Origin of the sequence: Pseudomonas anguilliseptica, from assembly GCF_021375795.1 — a bacterium.
In the GTDB taxonomy this organism is placed as follows: domain Bacteria; phylum Pseudomonadota; class Gammaproteobacteria; order Pseudomonadales; family Pseudomonadaceae; genus Aquipseudomonas; species Aquipseudomonas anguilliseptica_A.
In genome coordinates this window covers 629125-647728 of sequence record NZ_JAEIOI010000002.1, presented here as the reverse complement: position 1 = coordinate 647728, position 18604 = coordinate 629125, and the positions used below count along the sequence as shown (strand labels likewise).

The following is an 18604-nucleotide window of genomic DNA, read 5'->3' as shown; positions in this document are numbered from 1 at the left end:
ATTGCGCCGAGTCGCGCACATATGGTCAGGCGGTAGGGCTTCGACACCGCGCAGAGTGCATAAGTCCAAAGGCTGGGAGTTATTGATGTATCCAGCGGAAGTTAAAAAACGGCACCTGCATAAGAAGTGCCGTCGTTCTGGCGTGCTCTGCTGAATCAGGTGTGCAGGTGCTCGGCGGCGTGCAGGGTGTTTTCCAGCAGGCAGGCACGGGTCATCGGGCCGACGCCGCCCGGTACCGGGGTAATCCAGCCAGCACGGGGCAGGGCGGTTTCATACACCACATCGCCGATCAGCTTGCCATCGGCCTGGCGGTTGATGCCAACGTCGATGACGATAGCGCCGGGTTTGATCCACTCGCCATGCACCAGGCCAGGCTTACCCGCAGCCACCACAACGATGTCGGCTTGGCCAACATGCATGGGCAGGTCTTTGGTGAAGCGGTGCGTCACGGTGACGGTGCAGCCAGCCAGCAGCAGCTCCATAGCCATCGGGCGGCCGACAATATTCGAGGCGCCAACCACTACCGCGTGCATGCCATAAAGGTCTGCACCGGTGCTTTGCAGCAGAGTCATGATGCCTTTCGGGGTGCAGGGGCGCAGCAATGGCATGCGCTGGGCCAGGCGGCCGATGTTGTAGGGGTGGAAGCCGTCGACATCTTTATCCGGGCGGATGCGCTCCAGTAATAAGGAAGCATCAAGATGTTCTGGCAGCGGTAGCTGTACCAGAATACCGTCGATGCTGGTGTCGTCATTCAGACGATCAATCAACGCCATCAGCTCGGCCTGACTGGTCGTGGCGGGCAGGTCATAAGCTTGCGAGAGGAAACCGACTTCTTCGCAGTCTTTGCGTTTGTGCGAAACGTAGACTTGGGACGCAGGGTCGCTACCGACGAGAATCACAGCCAGTCCGGGTGCGCGCAGGCCTTGCTGGCGTCGTTCGGCGACACGTTGGGCGATCTGCTGGCGCAGGCTGGCGGCAATTGCTTTGCCATCGATCAGTTGTGCGGTCATTGCGCTTGGTTAACCATAAAGAAAGGATGGAAAAAGGACGCGCATTCTCGCATGACCGTGCTGTCGGGCAAAGGCGGATGCCAGGGTTTTCGCGTAACTCCTTTAAATGGCTGAATTTTTTTAACTTTTCCTGTTGACGATCTGAAGTCACCTCTATAACATTCGCCCCGCTTGTCGAGCACAGCAGGTCGCTGGGTAAGACGGCTAAGGTTTAAGTTAAACGCTTTTTCCAAAGCCGAAAGCTTTAAGTCTGCACTAGCGGATGGATAAGCGCCCGTAGCTCAGCTGGATAGAGCATCCGCCTTCTAAGCGGATGGTCGCAGGTTCGAGTCCTGCCGGGTGCGCCATTTGGCGGTCTTGGCTCAAGCAAAATGCAATATGGTGGGCGTAGCTCAGTTGGTAGAGCACAGGATTGTGACTCCTGTTGTCGTGGGTTCGATCCCCATCGTCCACCCCATATTCCAAAACGCCAGGTTAGTTCCTGGCGTTTTTGTATGAAGGCTTTACCCTGCGGACGTGGTGGAATTGGTAGACACACTGGATTTAGGTTCCAGCGCCGCAAGGCGTGAGAGTTCGAGTCTCTCCGTCCGCACCATCTTTTAGAACTCCCTCCCGTTTGCCGCCTGCATCTAGGGTGACTTCTGCAAATTGACCCTCTAGAATGCATGCCCTTGATTCGGGGCCGGTAAACGGCCGGCTTATGTCTGTGCAACGAGGATTATCCATGCAAGTTTCTGTTGAAAGTACTTCTGCGCTCGAGCGCCGTATGACCGTAGGCGTCTCTGTTGAGCGCATCGAGACTGAAGTCAACAAGCGTCTGCAGCAGACTGCCCGTCGTGCCAAGGTTCCTGGTTTCCGTCCTGGCAAAGTGCCAATGAGCGTGATTCGTCAGCGTTATGAAGATGCTGCGCGTCAGGAAGCTCTGGGTGATCTGATCCAATCCACCTTCTACGAAGCCGTTGTTGAGCAGAAGCTCAATCCAGCTGGCGCTCCGGCCGTTGAGCCGAAGTCGTTCGAGAAAGGCAAGGATCTGGAATACGTTGCGACCTTTGAAGTATTCCCGGAATTCACCGTTGGTGGCTTCGAGTCCATCGCCATCGAGCGCCTACAGGCTGATGTGGCTGACACCGACGTCGACAACATGCTGGAAATCCTGCGCAAGCAGAACACCCGTTTCGAAGCTGCCGAGCGCGCTGCCGAGAATGGCGATCAGCTGAACATCGACTTCGTTGGCAAAATCGATGGCGAAGTCTTTGCTGGTGGTTCGGCCAAAGGTACTCAGCTGGTTCTCGGCTCCGGTCGTATGATCCCTGGTTTTGAAGACGCCCTGGTTGGTGCTAAAGCTGGTGAAGAGCGTGTAATCAACCCAACTTTCCCGGCTGATTATCAGAACCTCGACCTGGCTGGTAAAACTGCCGAGTTCACCGTCACCGTCAACAGCATCGCGGCGCCTCAGTTGCCTGAGCTGAATGATGACTTTTTCGCCCTGTTCGGCGTGAAAGAAGGCGGCCTAGAAGGCTTCCGCGCTGAAGTGCGCAAAAACATGGAGCGCGAGCTGCGCCAGGCCATCAAATCCAAGGTTAAAAACCAGGTGATGGACGGTCTGCTGGCTGCCAACCCGATCGAAGTGCCGAAAGCACTGATCAGCAACGAAGTGAACCGTCTGCGCGTCCAGGCCGTTCAGCAGTTCGGCGGCAACCTCAAGCCTGAGCAGCTGCCAGCTGAGTTGTTTGAAGAGCAAGCCAAGCGCCGTGTTGTACTGGGTCTGGTTGTAGCTGAGGTGGTCAAGCAGTGCGAGCTGAAGCCGGATGACGCCCGCGTGCGCGAAATGATTCAGGAAATGGCTTCGGCTTACCAAGAGCCTGAGCAGGTTGTAGCCTGGTACTACAAAAACGACCAGCAAATGAACGAAGTGCGTTCGGTTGTACTGGAAGAGCAAGTTGTAGATACTGTTTTGCAGAAGGCCAACGTGACCGATAAAGCGGTCTCGTACGAAGAAGCTGTCAAGCCGGTAGAAGCACCACAAGCCGCCTGATTTCTTTACCTCGTTCGAACACGCCATAAGCCAGCCTCCGCGCTGGCTTATGCGTATTTGTGACATGACTATTTAGGGAGCGAGTGCAGCATGTCCCGCAATCCTTTTATGCAGCAAATGCCTAATATCCAAGCCGCTGGCGGCCTGGTGCCTATGGTTGTCGAGCAGTCAGCTCGCGGTGAGCGCGCCTACGACATCTATTCGCGCCTGCTCAAAGAGCGCGTGATCTTTCTGGTTGGTCCTGTAGAGGACTACATGGCCAACCTGATCTGTGCGCAACTGCTGTTCCTTGAAGCGGAAAACCCGGATAAGGACATCCACCTGTATATCAACTCCCCGGGTGGTTCGGTGACGGCGGGTATGTCGATCTACGACACCATGCAGTTCATCAAGCCAAATGTGTCCACTACCTGTATTGGCCAGGCATGCAGCATGGGTGCATTTCTGTTGACCGCCGGTGCTGAGGGCAAGCGTTACTGCCTGCCGAACTCGCGTGTGATGATTCACCAGCCTCTGGGTGGTTTCCAGGGGCAAGCGTCGGATATCGAAATCCACGCCAAGGAAATCCTCTTTATCCGCGAGCGTCTCAACACGCTGATGGCCAAGCACAGTGGGCGTACTCTGGAAGAAATCGAGCGTGATACCAATCGTGATAATTTCATGAGCGCAGAGGCTGCTCGTGAATACGGGTTGATCGACGAAGTAATTGAAAAGCGCCCCGCTTAAAATAAGCGGCTCAAAATAGGGCGGGCCGGTGTCACCGGCCTCCGGCGGGCTTGAAAATGCCCGCATTTGCCCTCATCTTGTGTTTCAAGCCTATCGGATTGGATTGAACGAATGACTGACACCCGCAACGGCGAGGACAACGGCAAGCTGCTTTATTGCTCCTTCTGCGGCAAAAGCCAGCATGAAGTACGCAAATTGATTGCCGGCCCCTCGGTCTTTATCTGCGACGAGTGCGTCGACCTGTGCAACGACATCATCCGTGAGGAGGTGCAGGAAGCCCAGGCCGAGAGCAGCGCGCATAAATTGCCTGCTCCGAAGGAAATCAGCTCCATCCTCGATCAGTACGTGATCGGCCAGGAGCGTGCCAAGAAGGTTTTGGCTGTAGCGGTGTACAACCACTACAAGCGCCTCAATCAGCGCGACAAGAAAGATGATGTTGAACTGGGTAAGAGCAATATCCTGCTGATCGGCCCAACTGGCTCGGGTAAGACCCTGCTGGCGGAAACCCTGGCACGCTTGCTCAACGTACCCTTCACCATCGCCGACGCCACCACCCTGACCGAAGCGGGTTATGTCGGTGAGGACGTCGAGAACATCATTCAGAAGCTTCTGCAGAAGTGCGATTACGATGTGGAAAAGGCTCAGATGGGCATTGTCTACATTGATGAAATCGACAAGATTTCGCGCAAGTCCGACAACCCATCGATTACTCGTGACGTATCAGGTGAGGGCGTGCAGCAAGCACTGCTCAAGCTGATCGAGGGTACCGTTGCGTCGGTGCCGCCGCAGGGTGGTCGCAAGCATCCGCAGCAGGAATTCTTGCAGGTCGATACGCGCAATATTCTGTTTATCTGCGGTGGTGCGTTCTCTGGTCTGGAAAAGGTCATCCAGGGGCGTTCGACCAAGGGTGGTATCGGTTTCAGTGCCGAAGTACGCAGCAAGGAAGAGGGCAAGAAGGTTGGCGAATCACTTCGCGCCGTCGAGCCGGATGATCTGGTCAAGTTTGGTCTGATCCCTGAGTTCGTTGGTCGCTTGCCGGTTATCGCCACACTGGATGAGCTCGACGAAGCGGCGCTGGTGCAGATCCTGACCGAGCCGAAGAACGCCCTGACCAAGCAGTATGGCAAGCTGTTCGAGATGGAAGGTGTTGAGCTGGAGTTCCGTCCGGATGCACTGAAGTCGGTTGCCCGCAAGGCACTGGAGCGTAAAACCGGTGCTCGCGGTTTGCGTTCGATTCTCGAGGGTATCCTGCTCGATACCATGTACGAGATTCCGTCGCAGTCCGATGTCAGTAAGGTGGTCATTGATGAAAGTGTGATTGATGGTGCATCCAAACCGTTGCTTATTTATGAGAACAACGAGCTGCCTGCCAAGGCTGCGCCAGACGCTTGATCGCGTTGTAACATGTTGAAAGCAAGGGGCCTGCGGGCCCCTTTTCTTTTCCTGTTGCAGCGCTTGTTTTTTGTTGGGGCTGCCCCCATCTTAGGGCTAAGGGTCATCCCATCTGTTTACGGCCGTAAGGCCGCCGTAGAGCCGAAATCATGAAGACAACCATCGAATTGCCTCTCCTGCCGTTGCGCGATGTTGTGGTCTATCCGCATATGGTCATCCCGCTGTTCGTCGGGCGTGAAAAATCCATTGAGGCCCTTGAGGCTGCAATGACGGGCGAGAAGCAGATTCTGTTGCTGGCCCAGAAGAACCCCGCTGACGATGATCCGAGCGAGGATGGTCTCTACCGCGTGGGAACCGTTGCCACGGTATTACAGCTGCTGAAACTGCCCGATGGCACGGTCAAGGTGCTCGTTGAGGGCGAGCAGCGCGGAGAGATCGAGCGCTTTATCGAAGTTGACGGCCATTGCCGCGCCGAAGTGCAGCTGATTGACGAGGTGGATGCTGCCGAGCGTGAGGCCGAAGTGTTTACCCGCAGTCTGTTGAGTCAGTTCGAACAGTATGTGCAGCTGGGTAAGAAGGTTCCGGCCGAGGTGCTGGCTTCGCTCAATGGCATCGATGAGCCAGGGCGTCTGGTCGATACCATGGCGGCGCACATGGTGCTGAAGATCGAGCAGAAACAGGAAATTCTGGAAATTACCGACCTGGCTGCCCGGGTTGAGCATGTGCTGGCACTGCTGGATGCCGAGATTGATCTGTTGCAGGTCGAGAAGCGCATCCGTGGGCGGGTCAAGAAACAGATGGAGCGCAGTCAGCGCGAGTACTACCTGAATGAGCAGATGAAGGCCATTCAGAAAGAACTTGGCGATAGCGAGGAAGGCCATAACGAGCTCGATGAGCTGAAAAAGCGCATCGAGAACGCCGGGTTGACCGCCGAGGCGCACACCAAGGCCAATGCTGAGTTGAACAAGCTCAAGCAGATGTCGCCGATGTCGGCTGAGGCCACGGTGGTGCGTTCCTATATCGATTGGCTGGTCAATGTGCCGTGGAAAGCACAGAGCAAAGTGCGCCTTGATTTGGCTCGTGCGGAGAACATTCTGGACGCGGATCACTACGGTCTGGAAGAGGTCAAGGAGCGCATCCTTGAATACCTCGCCGTGCAAAAACGGGTGAAAAAACTCAAAGGTCCGGTGCTGTGTCTGGTCGGGCCGCCTGGTGTGGGTAAGACCTCGCTGGCCGAGTCGATCGCCAGCGCCACCAATCGCAAATTTGTGCGCATGGCGCTCGGCGGTGTGCGTGATGAGGCGGAAATTCGCGGTCATCGCCGCACCTATATTGGCTCTATGCCGGGACGTTTGATACAGAAGATGACCAAGGTCGGTGTGCGCAACCCACTGTTCCTGCTCGATGAAATCGACAAGATGGGGCAGGACATGCGTGGTGATCCTGCATCCGCGCTGCTCGAGGTGCTGGATCCGGAGCAGAACCATAACTTCAACGATCACTACCTGGAGGTCGATTACGACCTGTCGGATGTGATGTTCCTCTGCACCGCTAACTCGATGAATATCCCCGGTCCGCTGCTGGATCGGATGGAAGTGATTCGATTGCCGGGTTACACCGAGGCGGAGAAGATCAACATCGCGATCAAGTACCTGGCGCCCAAGCAGGTTCAGGCCAATGGTTTGAAGAAGACCGAGTTGGCCTTCGAAGAAGCGGCCATCCGCGACATCATTCGTTACTACACCCGCGAGGCTGGGGTGCGGGGTCTTGAGCGGCAGATTGCCAAGGTATGTCGTAAGGCTGTCAAGGAGCACGCCGCCGAGAAGCGCTTCCAGGTTACGGTCACTGCTGATTCGCTTGAGCACTTTTTGGGAGTGCGCAAGCACCGCTATGGTCTGGCCGAGCAGCAGGATCAGATCGGTCAGGTAACCGGTCTGGCCTGGACCCAGGTTGGTGGTGAGTTGCTGACCATCGAAGCCGTGGTGGTGCCGGGCAAAGGTCAGTTGATCAAAACCGGCTCGTTGGGCGATGTGATGCTGGAGTCGATCACAGCCGCGCAGACAGTTGTGCGCAGTCGGGCCAAGAGCTTGGGCGTGCCTGTGGACTTCTACGAGAAGCAGGATATCCATATTCACATGCCGGAAGGGGCAACACCCAAAGACGGCCCCAGTGCAGGCGTTGGCATGTGTACGGCGCTGGTTTCAGCATTGACGCAGATCCCGGTGCGTGCAGATGTGGCCATGACCGGGGAAATCACCCTGCGTGGTCAGGTATTGGCCATCGGTGGTTTGAAGGAAAAACTCCTGGCCGCACACCGTGGTGGAATCAAGACTGTGATCATTCCGGAAGAGAATGTGCGCGACTTGAAAGAGATTCCGGAGAATATTAAGCAAGACCTGCAGATTAAACCGGTTAAATGGATTGACGAGGTCCTGCAAATTGCGCTGCAATACGCCCCGGAGCCCTTGCCTGATGCGGCTCCCATGGTTGCAAAGGATGAAAAACGCGAGACTGATTCCAAGGAGCGAATTAGCACGCATTAGCCGGAGGGCTTTCTTGACACATTTTTAGAGCCCTTGTTATAAAGCGGCTCTTATCGTGTCAGCAGGCTCTCCAGCACCAGCTTCGCTTACATTTAAAAGCAAGAAATAAACTCAACAGAAATTAAGGGGACTTAAGAGTGAACAAGTCGGAACTGATCGATGCCATCGCCGCATCTGCTGATATCCCAAAAGCTGTTGCCGGCCGTGCGCTGGACGCAGTCATTGAATCCGTTACTGGCGCTCTGAAGGCTGGTGACTCCGTAGTACTGGTTGGCTTCGGCACTTTCGCTGTTAAAGAGCGTGCTGCTCGCACTGGCCGTAACCCACAAACTGGTAACCCGATCAGCATCGCTGCTGCCAAGATTCCAGGCTTCAAAGCCGGCAAAGCCCTGAAAGACGCTGTTAACTAAGCCTCTTTCGGTTTTGCCTAACAGATCCGGCTGAATGGCGGGTCTGAAGCGAGCGGGATGTTCAGCCGATACGCTGTGATTGAACACGACGAATCAGCTGCTGAGTTCGATCCGCTTCGCTAGTTACGAGAAGGCGCATCCACTGATGCGCCTTTCTTCTATCCGGATTTTACCCACGCTGCGCGGCTGCTTTTTTTGTACAGCCGTTCTGGGGGAAGCATGCTGCAGAACATCAGGGACAATTCACAGGGTTGGATTGCCAAAACCATTATCGGCATCATCGTTGCGTTGCTCGCGCTGACCGGTGTCGATGCGATTTTTACTGGCACCAGTAACAGCCAGAATGCTGCTGAGGTAAATGGCGAGAAGATTACTTCCGTCGAGCTCAGCCAGGCTGTGGAAATGCAGCGTCGGCAGTTGCTGCAGCAGTTGGGGCGTGACTTCGATGCTTCCCTGCTGGACGAAAAACTGCTGCGCGAGGCGGCCCTGAACGGCCTGATCGAGCGTACCTTGCTGCTTGATAGTGCCAAGGACGCCAAGTTCGCCTTCTCGCAGCAGGCCTTGGACCAGGTGATTCTGAGAACGCCGGAGTTTCTTGTAGACGGCCAGTTCAATGCTGAGCGTTTCGATCAGGTGATTCGTCAGCTCGGCTACAGCCGCTTGCAGTTCCGCCAGATGCTTGAGCAGGAAATGCTCATCGGTCAGCTGCGTGCTGGCCTGGCCAACAGTGGTTTTGTCACTGATGCCCAGGTGCAGGCTTTTGCCGCGCTGGAAAAGCAGACCCGCGATTTCGCCACGCTGACGCTCAAGGCTGATCTGGATGCCGTCACGCTCAGCGATGACGACATCAAAGCCTATTACGATGCTCAAGCTAGCGAGTTCATGAGCCCTGAGCAGGTTGTGCTGGAATATGTCGAGCTGAAGAAGGACGCCTTCTTCGACCAGGTGGAAGTCACCGATGAGGCGCTGCAAAGCGCTTATCAGAGTGAAATCGCCAACCTTGCCGAGCAGCGTCGTGCAGCCCATATCCTGGTTGAAGTGAACGACACACTGAATGATGAGCAGGCCAAAGCCAAGTTGGTCGAAGTGCAGAAACGCTTGGAGCAGGGTGAAGATTTCGCCGTGCTGGCCAAGGAATTTTCCGATGACTCAGGTTCAGCCGGCGATGGCGGTGACCTGGGCTTTGCCGGCCCGGGCGTGTATGACCCAGCCTTCGAAGAAGCACTCTATGCGCTGAGTGAAAACGCTGTATCGGCACCTGTGCGCAGTGAGTTCGGCTGGCACTTGATCAAACTGCTGGGCGTGCAGGCGCCGGAAGTGCCGAGCTTCGCCAGCCTGGAAGAGAAACTGCAGCGCGATCTCAAGGCGCGTCAGGTTGAGCAGCGCTTTGTTGAGGTCTCCAAGGACCTGGAAGATGCGGCATTTGAAGCGTCTGATTTGAGCCAGCCGGCGCAGGAGCTGGGTTTGCAGGTCAAGACCACTGAGCCGTTTGGCCGTCAGGGTGGCAGCGAAGGTGTATCTGCCAACCGTCAGGTGATTCAGGCCGCCTTCAGTGATGAAGTTCTGGAAGACGGCAGCAACAGCAGTGTGATCGAACTGGATCCGAATACTGCGGTGGTGGTGCGTGTCAAAGAGCACAACAAGCCGGAGCAACTGCCCTTGGAGCAGGTTGCTGACAGCATTCGGGCCCAGCTGACCAAGGTGCGTGCAAGCGAGGCGGTCAAGGCCAAAGGCGAGGAGCAGCTGGCTGCTCTGCGTGATGGCCAGACACCGGTTAGCCAGGCCGATGCCAAGCAGGGCTGGACAGTTGTTGAAGCGGCCACTCGCAGCCAGGAAGGTGTTGAGCCGGCTGTGCTGCAGGCGCTGTTCCGCATGCCTAAGCCTGAAGCAGCCGACAAGCCGAGCTTTGCGGGTATCAGCCTGAGTAACGGTGATTTTGTGATCATCCGCCTCAATGGTGTGAGCCAACCCGAGCAGGCACTGTCGGAAGAAGACAAGGCTATGTATGGCCGCTTCCTGGCTTCGCGGGCCGGTCAGCAGGACTTTGCTGCGTTCCGTAAGCAGCTGGAAGAGAAGGCAGATATCGAGCGCTTCTGATCGATACTGATGAATATAAAAAGGCCGCTTATTCAAGCGGCCTTTTTTATGCCTGCCATCCGTGGCAGCAACGCTACATGGCGCAGGAAGAACTGATCTCCCCGCGCAGTCACACTCACTCTTCCATGGCGCCCATGGCGGTGGTGTTGAAGCCGCCGTCGACGTACATGATCTCGCCGCTAACGCCCGAAGCCAGGTCCGAGCAGAGGAAGGCGCCGGCGTTGCCGACTTCTTCGATGGTCACGTTGCGACGCAGCGGGGTCTGCTTCTCGTTGGCGGCGAGCATCTTACGGAAACTCTTGATGCCGGATGCCGCCAGGGTGCGGATCGGGCCAGCGGAGATGGCGTTGACACGCGTGCCTTCCGGGCCGAGGCTGCCTGCCAGGTAGCGTACACCGGCTTCCAGGCTGGCCTTGGCCATGCCCATGACGTTGTAGTTGGGCATGGTGCGCTCGGCACCCAGGTAGGAGAGGGTGAGCAGGCTGCCATTGCGGCCTTTCATCATCTCGCGGCCCGCTTTGGCCAGGGCGACGAAGCTGTAGGCGCTGATGTCGTGAGCGATACGGAAGCCTTCACGGGTGGTGACCTCGGTGAAGTCGCCGTCCAGCTGGTCACCCGGAGCGAAACCTACGGAGTGAACGATGCAATCCAGGCCGTCCCACTTCTTGCTCAGGGCTTCGAATACCGAGGCGATTTCCGCATCGTTGGCCACATCGCAGGGGAAGCACAGGTCTGCATTCGAGCCCCAGCCTGCGGCGAACTCTTCGACGCGACCCTTGAGCTTTTCGTTCTGATAGGTGAAGGCCAGTTCGGCACCTTCACGGTGCATGGCTGCTGCGATACCGGAGGCGATGGACAGTTTGCTGGCGACGCCAACGATCAGTACGCGCTTGCCGCTTAGAAAACCCATGGATGTAGTTCCTCTTCCTGTCTACAAGAATTAGCCAGCTGGGGCCATAAAGGCTGCTTCCAGCAACTGCTGTGTATAGATGTCCTGTGGCGCGGCAAAGACACGTGCCGCCGGTCCCTGTTCGACCACCTTGCCTTGCTTGACCACCATCACTTGATGGCTCAGCGCCCTGACCACGGCCAGATCGTGGCTGATAAACAGGTAGGTGAGGTTGTATTTGGCCTGCAGCGAACGCAGCAACTCGACTACCTGGCGCTGCACGGTGCGGTCGAGGGCCGAGGTCGGCTCATCCAGCAGGATCAGCGCGGGCTTGAGTACCAGGGCGCGGGCGATGGCGATGCGTTGGCGCTGGCCGCCGGAAAACTCGTGTGGGTAGCGGTGCCGGGTTTCTGGGTCCAGGCCCACTTCCACCAAGGCGTCGATAATCGCCTGTTCCTGCTCGGCCTCGCTGCCCATGCGGTGGATCTGCAGGCCTTCGCCAATGATCTGACCCACCGACATGCGTGGGCTGAGGCTGCCGAACGGGTCCTGAAACACCACCTGCATCTGTCGGCGCAGTGGGCGCACGTCATGCTGCGAGAGCTGGTCGATGGCCTGGCCCTGAAAGCGGATGCTGCCTTGACTGCCAAGCAGACGCAGAATCGCCAGGCCGAGGGTGGATTTGCCTGAGCCGCTTTCACCGACGATGCCCAGGGTATGCCCTTGTGGCAGGTTGAAGTTGATACCGTCCACGGCTTTGACGTGATCGACCGTGCGGCGCAGCAGACCCTTTTTGATCGGGAACCAGACGCGCAGGTTGTCGATTTCCAGCATGGGTTTGCCAGGTGGCTGATCGACCGGGCCGCCCGTGGGCTCGGCGCCCAGCAGTTCACGGGTGTAAGGATGTTGTGGGGCTTTAAACAATGTTTCGCAGGCGGCCTGTTCGACGATATGCCCGCGCTGCATCACGCACACCCGGTGGGCAATGCGTCGCACCAGGTTGAGATCGTGGCTGATTAGCAGGATGGCCATACCCAGGCGCGCCTGCAGGTCCTTGAGCAGCTCAAGGATCTTCAGCTGCACGGTAACGTCCAGCGCGGTGGTGGGCTCGTCGGCAATCAGCAGTTCTGGCTCATTGGCAAGGGCCATGGCGATCACCACGCGCTGGCGTTGCCCGCCTGAGAGCTCATGTGGGTAGGCCTTGAGGCGCTTGCGCGGTTCGGGAATGCCGACCAGCTCCAGCAGCTCCAGAGTGCGTGCCGTAGCCGCCTTGCCGCGCAGGCCTTTGTGCAGAGCCAACACCTCGTTGATCTGCTTCTCAATGCTATGCAGCGGGTTCAGCGAGGTCATGGGTTCCTGAAAGACCATGGCGATGCGGTTGCCGCGAATGCCGCGCAGTTTGTTCTCGTTCAGTTTGAGCAGGTCTTGCCCGGCGTAGTGAATACTGCCGCTGGGGTGTTGGGCCAGCGGGTAGGGCAGCAGGCGCAGGATGGAGTGCGCGGTGACTGATTTGCCGGAGCCGCTTTCGCCCACCAGGGCCAGGGTTTCGCCGCGCTTGATATCGAAACTGACACTTTCCAGCACGCGTTGCTTGAGGCTACCGGTGACGAACTCGACCGCCAGGTCGCGGACTTCGATGAGGGTGTTGGAGTCGGTCATCTTATTTCCTCGGGTCGAAGGCATCGCGTGCCGCTTCGCCGATAAACACCAGCAGGCTGAGCATCAGGGCCAGTACGGCAAAGGCGCTGATACCGAGCCAGGGCGCCTGCAGATTGGATTTGCCTTGCGCCACCAGCTCACCGAGTGACGGCGCACCGGGCGGCAGGCCGAAGCCGAGGAAATCCAGCGCGGTGAGGGTGCCGATCGCGCCGGTGAGGATAAACGGCATAAAGGTCATGGTGGAAATCATCGCGTTGGGCAGGATGTGGCGGAACATGATCGAGCCGTTCTGCATGCCCAGTGCACGGGCCGCGCGCACGTATTCCAGGTTGCGCCCACGCAGGAACTCGGCGCGCACCACATCCACCAGGCTCATCCAGGAAAACAGCAGCATGATGCCCAGCAGCCACCAGAAGTTCGGCTGCACGAAGCTGGCGAGGATGATCAGCAGATAGAGCACCGGCAGACCCGACCAGATTTCTAGAAAGCGTTGCCCAGCCAGGTCGACCCAGCCGCCATAGAAGCCCTGCAGGGCGCCGGCAAACACACCGATTACCGAACTGGCGAGGGTCAGGATCAGGGCAAACAACACGGAAATACGGAAACCGTAAATCACCCGCGCCAATACATCGCGGCCCTGGTCATCGGTGCCGAGCAGGTTTTCCGCCGAGGGCGGTGCCGGGGCAGGCACCTGCAGCTCGTAATTGATGCTGGAGTAGCTGTAGCGGATCGGCGGCCAGATCATCCAGCCGTCCTTTTCCTTGATCAGCTCCTGGATATACGGGCTCTTGTAGTTGGCTTGCAGCGGGAATTCGCCGCCGAAGGTAGTTTCCGGGTAGCGCTTGAATACCGGGAAATACAGCTGGTTGTCGTAGCCCACCACCAATGGTTTGTCATTGGCGATCAGCTCGGCGCCGAGGGTGACGAAGAACAGGGCGAGGAACACCCACAGCGACCACCAGCCGCGTTTGTGTGCCTTGAACAGCTGGAAGCGGCGTTGATTGATTGGCGACAGTTTCATCTCAACCCTCCCGGCTTTCGAAGTCGATACGTGGATCGACCAGGGTGTAGGTAATGTCACCGATCAATTTCACCACCAGGCCCAGCAAGGTAAAGATAAACAGGGTGCCGAACACCACCGGATAATCGCGGTTGATGGCGGCCTCGAAACTCATCAGACCGAGGCCATCGAGGGAGAAGATCACCTCGATCAGCAAGGAGCCGGTAAAGAAGATGCCGATAAAGGCTGCCGGGAAGCCGGCGATGATGATCAGCATGGCGTTGCGGAACACATGGCCATAGAGCACGCGGTTATTACTCAGGCCCTTGGCCCTGGCAGTGATCACGTACTGCTTGTTGATCTCATCGAGAAAGCTGTTCTTGGTCAGCAGCGTCAGGGTGGCGAAGTTACCGATCACCAGGGCGGTGACGGGCAGGGCCAGGTGCCAGAAATAGTCGAGCAGCTTGCCGGTAAAGCTCAGCTCGTCGAAATTGTTTGAGGTCAGCCCGCGCAGCGGGAACCAGTCCCAGTAGCTGCCGCCGGCGAACAGTACGATCAGCAGGATGGCGAAGAGGAAGGCGGGGATGGCATAACCGATGATGATTGCCGAGCTGGTCCAGACGTCGAAGGCGCTGCCGTGGCGAGTGGCCTTGGCGATGCCCAGCGGAATCGACACCAGGTACATGATCAGCGTGCTCCACAGCCCCAGGGAGATCGACACGGGCATCTTCTCGATGATCAGGTCGATGACCTCGGCATCGCGAAAGAAGCTCGAACCGAAGTCCAGTTGCGCGTAGCTCTTGAGCATCAGCCAGAAGCGTTCCGGAGCGGATTTATCGAATCCGTACATGCGCTCGATTTCCGCCACTAGCTCGGGGTCCAGACCCTGGGCGCCGCGGTAGTTGGAGCCGGCCACGGAGACTTCGGCACCGCCGCCGGCAATCCGGCTGGTGGCGCCGTCAAAGCCTTCCAGTTTGGCGATCATCTGTTCGACCGGGCCGCCGGGGGCCGCCTGGATGATGATGAAGTTGATCAGCAGAATGCCGAATAGCGTGGGGATGATCAGCAGCAGCCGACGAAATATATACGCCAGCATGTTATGGCTCCACGTCTACGGTGGGCTGAGCGGCGGCTGCGTCGGCAGCGGTTTCAGGTGCTTCTTTATAGGGGAGGTCGCGGGCCCACCAGGTGTGCAGGCCTATGTCATATTTCGGGCTGACCTTGGGGTGCTCGAAGCGGTTCCAGTAGGCCACGCGCCAGGTTTTGATATGCCAGTTGGGCACCACGTAATGGCCCCACAGCAGTACGCGGTCGAGGGCGCGGGTATGGGTGATCAGGCTCTGGCGTGAGTCGGCATTGATCAGGCCTTCGACCAGCTTATCCACGGCTGGGTCTTTCAAACCAATAAAGTTACGGCTGCCGGGGTTATCGGCACTGCTGGAATGCCAGTATTCGCGTTGCTCGTTACCAGGGGAGTTGGACTGGCCGAAGCCGCCGACGATCAGGTCGAAGTCACGTGAGCGCAGGCGGTTGACGTATTGGGATACATCGACACGGCGGATCACTAACTCAATGCCCAGATCGGCCAGGTTGCGCTTGAACGGCAAGAGAATGCGTTCGAACTCGGTTTGCGCCAGGAGGAATTCGAAGCTGACCGGCTTGCCTGTGCTGTCGAGCATCTTGTCGCCATCAATGCGCCAGCCGGCTTCCTGCAGCAGCTGATAGGCACGGCGCTGCTGCTCGCGAATGATGCCGCTGCCGTCGGTGACGGAGGGCTGATATTCATCGGTAAATACCTGCGGCGGAATCTGCGCACGCAAGGGCTCCAGCAGCTTCAGTTCGTCTGCGGAGGGCAGGCCGCTTGCAGCCAGTTCGGAGTTGTCGAAGTAGCTGTGGGTACGGGTGTAGGCGCCGTTGAACAGCTGGCGATTGGCCCATTCGAAATCGAACAGCAGGCCCAGAGCCTCACGCACACGGCGGTCACTGAACAGTGCGCGGCGGGTGTTGAAGATAAAGCCCTGCATGCCAGTAGGGTTGTGGTTGGCGATCTCTTCCTTGATCAATTGGCCATTGGCCACGGCCGGTACGTTGTAGGCGGTGGCCCAGTTCTTTGCGCTGATTTCCAACCAGTAATCGAACTGCCCGGCCTTGAGTGCTTCGAGGGCGACGGTGTTGTCGCGGTAGTAGTCAATTTGCAGGGTGTCGAAGTTGTAAAAACCGCGATTGACCGGCAGGTCTTTGCCCCACCAGTCCTTGACCCGCTCGTAGCGTATCGAGCGACCGGCCTGCACATTTGCCACCTTGTATGGGCCGCTGCCCAATGGCACATCGAGGTTACCCTTGCTGAAGTCGCGTTCAGCCCACCAGTGTTTTGGCAGCACTGGCAATTGCCCGACGATCAGCGGCAGCTCACGGTTACCGGCCTGCTTGAAGACAAAACGCACGCGCTGCGGGGTTTCGATTTCAACTCGGTCGACATCGGCGTAGTAGCCGCGGTACATCGGTGCGCCTTTACTCATCAGGGTGTCGAAGGTGAATTTGACGTCCTCGGCGGTGACCGGCTGGCCATCATGAAAGCGCGCTTCGGGGCGCAGATAGAAACGTACCCAGGCGTTGTCCGGGGCTTTCTCGATTTTTTCCGCGAGCAGGCCGTATTCGGTAAAGGGCTCATCCAGGCCATGGCGGGTCAGGGTGTCGTAGATCATGCCGATATCATCGGCGGCTACGCCCTTGTTGATAAAGGGGTTGAGGCTGTCGAAGCTGCCAAATGCTGCCTGGCGCAGGGTTCCGCCTTTGGGCGCATCCGGGTTGACGTACTCGAAGTGTTTGAAGTTCGCCGGGTATTTCGGCGGCTCGTCATACAGGGTCTGTGCGTGCTTGGGGCCGGCCAGGGCCAGGCTGGCAACACCAAGCAGAGCAAGGCTGCTGAAGCGAATAATCAGGGCGCGCACTGCATGGGTCATTCAGCGTTCTCCATGGATTTCAGCCACCAGGTGCGCAGGCCCAGGGTGTAGGGCGGCGTGGTGACGAAGGCAAATCGGTTGCGGTAAGCCAGGCGGTGGTAATCGATATACCAGTTCGGGATGCTGTAGTGCTGCCACAACAGTACCCGGTCAAGGGCGCGGGTGGCAGCCACCTGCTCGTCACGGGTCTGCGCCGACAGCAGTTTTTCGATCAAGGCATCGACCACCGGGTGAGTAATCCCGGCATAGTTCCTGCTGCCTTTGACCTTGGCTTGCGAGGAGTGGAAATACAGCGACTGTTCCAAGCCAGGGCTCAGGGTCTGCGGCAGGGTGACCAGAATCATGTCGAAATCGTATTGGTCGAGGCGCTGTTTGTACTGGGCGCGATCGACAGTGCGCAGTCGGGCTTGAATGCCAATGCTGGCCAGGTTCTCGGTAAATGGCTGAAGAATGCGCTCAAGGTTCGGGTTGACCAGCAGGATCTCGAATGTCAGGGGCTTGCCCTGACTGTTCAACAGGCGTTGGCCGGAGGGTTTCCAGCCGGCATCGGCGAGTAGACCCAGGGCGCGGCGCAAGGTTTCCCGCGGGATGCCGCGGCCATCGGTCTGCGGCACGCTGAAGGGTTCACTGAACAGGCGTGCCTGTAACTGCTTACGGTAGGGCGACAGCAGCAGCCATTCGGCACCTTCCGGTTTACCGCTGGCGGCGAATTCGCTGTTGGGGTAGTAGCTCTGGGCGCGGGTGTAGGAACTGTTGAACAGCGCGCGGTTGGCCCATTCGAAGTCGAACATCAGGCCCAGTGCTTCGCGTACCTGACGGTCAGCAAACGCTTCACGGCGAGTGTTCATAAACAGCGCCTGGGTCTGGGTAGGAATCTTGTGCGGAATTTCGGCACGGATCACTTCACCACGGCTGAGTGCCGGGAAGCGATAGCCGTTGGTCCAGTTTTTCGCCTGTTGTTCGATGTAGATATCGAACTCGCCCGCCTTGAAGGCCTCGAAAGCCACATGGCTGTCGCGGTAGAACTCCACATCGACCCGGTCGAAATTGTATTTGCCACGGTTGACCGGCAGCTTGGCGCCCCACCAGTCCTTGACCCGCTCAAAGCGCAGGCTGCGTCCGGGGCTGACCTGGGTAATGCGATAGGGGCCGCTGCCCAGTGGCGGTTCATAGGTGGTGGCCTTGAAGTCGCGGTCCTTCCAGTAATGCTGTGGCAGCACCGGCAGTTCGCCCAGGCGCAGGATCAATAGCGAGTTACCAGAGCGCTTGAGCACAAAGCGGATGCTGTGACGGTTGAGGATATCGACCCGTTTTACTTCCTGCAGGTTGGTGCGGTACTGCGGGTGACCTTCCTTGAGCAGCAGGCGGTAGGAGAAGGCCACGTCATAGGCGGTGATCGGTTTGCCATCGTGGAAGCGGGCTTCGGGACGCAGGTTGTACACCACCCAGCTGCGGTCATCGCTGTATTCCACGGACTCGGCGATCAGGCCATAGCTGGAAGCCGGTTCGTCACCGGAGGGGTCGTAGGCACCGGTGCCGACCATCAGCGGTGCATTCAGCTCGTTGACCCCGTATTGCAGAAAGTTGGCGGTGCTGATTGGGCTGCTGCCCTTGAAAGTGTAAGGGTTGAGTGTGTCGAAGGTACCGTTGGCCATCATCCGCAGCGTGCCGCCTTTAGGCGCTTCCGGGTTGACCCAGGCGAAATGGGTAAAGCTGGCGGGGTACTTCAGCTCGCCAAACTGGGCGTAACCGTGACTTTTATACAGGGTCGCCCAGGCAGATGAGCTGATGGCCAGGCAGAGGAACAGCGAGAGGAGGGGACGTATCAAGTGAAATATCCGATCCGTGGCGTCTTGTGGGCTGCTGGTCAGGCACATTAA

At 57.9% G+C, this 18604-nt stretch carries 13 protein-coding genes and 3 tRNA genes; 9 read left to right on the top strand and 7 right to left on the bottom strand.

The annotated features are described in order from the left end of the window. Positions 1-155 precede the first annotated feature (155 nt). Complete coding sequence (gene folD, locus IOD17_RS10805; protein WP_233685095.1) at positions 156-1010, bottom strand: bifunctional methylenetetrahydrofolate dehydrogenase/methenyltetrahydrofolate cyclohydrolase FolD; 855 nt, start codon at positions 1008-1010, stop codon at positions 156-158. 270 nt (positions 1011-1280) lie between these two features. Between folD and IOD17_RS10800 the strand changes: the two genes are divergently transcribed. From IOD17_RS10800 to IOD17_RS10760, 9 genes are all read left to right on the top strand, one after another. After that, a tRNA-Arg gene (locus IOD17_RS10800) sits at positions 1281-1357 on the top strand. A 34-nt stretch (positions 1358-1391) separates the two neighbouring features. Next, a tRNA-His gene (locus tag IOD17_RS10795) sits at positions 1392-1467 on the top strand. A 53-nt stretch (positions 1468-1520) separates the two neighbouring features. Next, positions 1521-1605 (top strand) — tRNA-Leu (locus IOD17_RS10790). 129 nt (positions 1606-1734) lie between these two features. Next, positions 1735-3045 (top strand): trigger factor, encoded by a 1311-nt coding sequence (tig, locus tag IOD17_RS10785; protein WP_233685094.1) that lies wholly within the window; start codon positions 1735-1737, stop codon positions 3043-3045. A gap of 90 nt (positions 3046-3135) precedes the next feature. Next, positions 3136-3771 (top strand): ATP-dependent Clp endopeptidase proteolytic subunit ClpP, encoded by a 636-nt coding sequence (clpP, locus tag IOD17_RS10780; protein ID WP_233685093.1) that lies wholly within the window; start codon positions 3136-3138, stop codon positions 3769-3771. 111 nt (positions 3772-3882) lie between these two features. Next, positions 3883-5163 carry an ATP-dependent Clp protease ATP-binding subunit ClpX gene (clpX, locus tag IOD17_RS10775; RefSeq protein WP_233685092.1) on the top strand — a complete coding sequence of 427 codons (1281 nt, stop codon included), beginning with the start codon at positions 3883-3885 and terminating at the stop codon, positions 5161-5163. A gap of 149 nt (positions 5164-5312) precedes the next feature. Beyond that, a complete protein-coding gene (gene lon, locus IOD17_RS10770) occupies positions 5313-7706 on the top strand; it encodes an endopeptidase La (RefSeq protein ID WP_233685091.1) in 2394 nt (797 codons plus the stop codon). Between the two features lie 137 nt (positions 7707-7843). Continuing rightward, entirely contained in the window at positions 7844-8116 is a 273-nt protein-coding gene (gene hupB, locus IOD17_RS10765) for a nucleoid-associated protein HU-beta (RefSeq protein WP_010490206.1), read from the top strand. 219 nt (positions 8117-8335) lie between these two features. Next, a complete protein-coding gene (locus IOD17_RS10760; RefSeq protein WP_233685090.1) occupies positions 8336-10213 on the top strand; it encodes a SurA N-terminal domain-containing protein in 1878 nt (625 codons plus the stop codon). A gap of 115 nt (positions 10214-10328) precedes the next feature. On the opposite strand, the gene fabI is transcribed toward IOD17_RS10760, so the two are convergent. Genes fabI through IOD17_RS10730 form a run of 6 tightly spaced genes read right to left on the bottom strand, consistent with a single transcriptional unit; the run spans position 10329 to position 18550 of the window. Beyond that, positions 10329-11123 carry an enoyl-ACP reductase FabI gene (gene fabI, locus IOD17_RS10755; RefSeq protein ID WP_233685089.1) on the bottom strand — a complete coding sequence of 265 codons (795 nt, stop codon included), beginning with the start codon at positions 11121-11123 and terminating at the stop codon, positions 10329-10331. Positions 11124-11153: 30 nt separating this feature from the next. Next, entirely contained in the window at positions 11154-12761 is a 1608-nt protein-coding gene (locus IOD17_RS10750; RefSeq protein WP_233685088.1) for an ABC transporter ATP-binding protein, read from the bottom strand. A 1-nt stretch (position 12762) separates the two neighbouring features. Beyond that, positions 12763-13782: an ABC transporter permease gene (locus tag IOD17_RS10745; RefSeq protein WP_233685087.1), complete on the bottom strand. Its 1020-nt coding sequence runs from the start codon at positions 13780-13782 to the stop codon at positions 12763-12765. Between the two features lies 1 nt (position 13783). After that, on the bottom strand, positions 13784-14857 hold the full coding sequence (locus tag IOD17_RS10740) for a microcin C ABC transporter permease YejB (RefSeq protein ID WP_233685086.1): 1074 nt from the start codon (positions 14855-14857) through the stop codon (positions 13784-13786). Position 14858: 1 nt separating this feature from the next. Further along, positions 14859-16724: an extracellular solute-binding protein gene (locus IOD17_RS10735; protein WP_233685085.1), complete on the bottom strand. Its 1866-nt coding sequence runs from the start codon at positions 16722-16724 to the stop codon at positions 14859-14861. Beyond that, a complete protein-coding gene (locus IOD17_RS10730) occupies positions 16721-18550 on the bottom strand; it encodes an extracellular solute-binding protein (protein WP_233685221.1) in 1830 nt (609 codons plus the stop codon). The genes IOD17_RS10735 and IOD17_RS10730 overlap by 4 nt, the downstream gene beginning before the upstream one ends. Between the last annotated feature and the right edge of the window lie 54 nt (positions 18551-18604).

What these genes read in the sequence shown, in the direction of transcription:
- IOD17_RS10750 (WP_233685088.1), bottom strand. Translation starts at nt 12,761, where the DNA reads ATGACCGACTCCAACACCCTCATCGAAGTCCGCGACCTGGCGGTCGAG.
- lon (WP_233685091.1), top strand. Translation starts at nt 5,313, where the DNA reads ATGAAGACAACCATCGAATTGCCTCTCCTGCCGTTGCGCGATGTTGTG.
- clpX (WP_233685092.1), top strand. Translation starts at nt 3,883, where the DNA reads ATGACTGACACCCGCAACGGCGAGGACAACGGCAAGCTGCTTTATTGC.
- clpP (WP_233685093.1), top strand. Translation starts at nt 3,136, where the DNA reads ATGTCCCGCAATCCTTTTATGCAGCAAATGCCTAATATCCAAGCCGCT.
- folD (WP_233685095.1), bottom strand. Translation starts at nt 1,010, where the DNA reads ATGACCGCACAACTGATCGATGGCAAAGCAATTGCCGCCAGCCTGCGC.
- tig (WP_233685094.1), top strand. Translation starts at nt 1,735, where the DNA reads ATGCAAGTTTCTGTTGAAAGTACTTCTGCGCTCGAGCGCCGTATGACC.
- IOD17_RS10735 (WP_233685085.1), bottom strand. Translation starts at nt 16,724, where the DNA reads ATGACCCATGCAGTGCGCGCCCTGATTATTCGCTTCAGCAGCCTTGCT.
- IOD17_RS10745 (WP_233685087.1), bottom strand. Translation starts at nt 13,782, where the DNA reads ATGAAACTGTCGCCAATCAATCAACGCCGCTTCCAGCTGTTCAAGGCA.
- IOD17_RS10760 (WP_233685090.1), top strand. Translation starts at nt 8,336, where the DNA reads ATGCTGCAGAACATCAGGGACAATTCACAGGGTTGGATTGCCAAAACC.
- IOD17_RS10740 (WP_233685086.1), bottom strand. Translation starts at nt 14,857, where the DNA reads ATGCTGGCGTATATATTTCGTCGGCTGCTGCTGATCATCCCCACGCTA.
- fabI (WP_233685089.1), bottom strand. Translation starts at nt 11,123, where the DNA reads ATGGGTTTTCTAAGCGGCAAGCGCGTACTGATCGTTGGCGTCGCCAGC.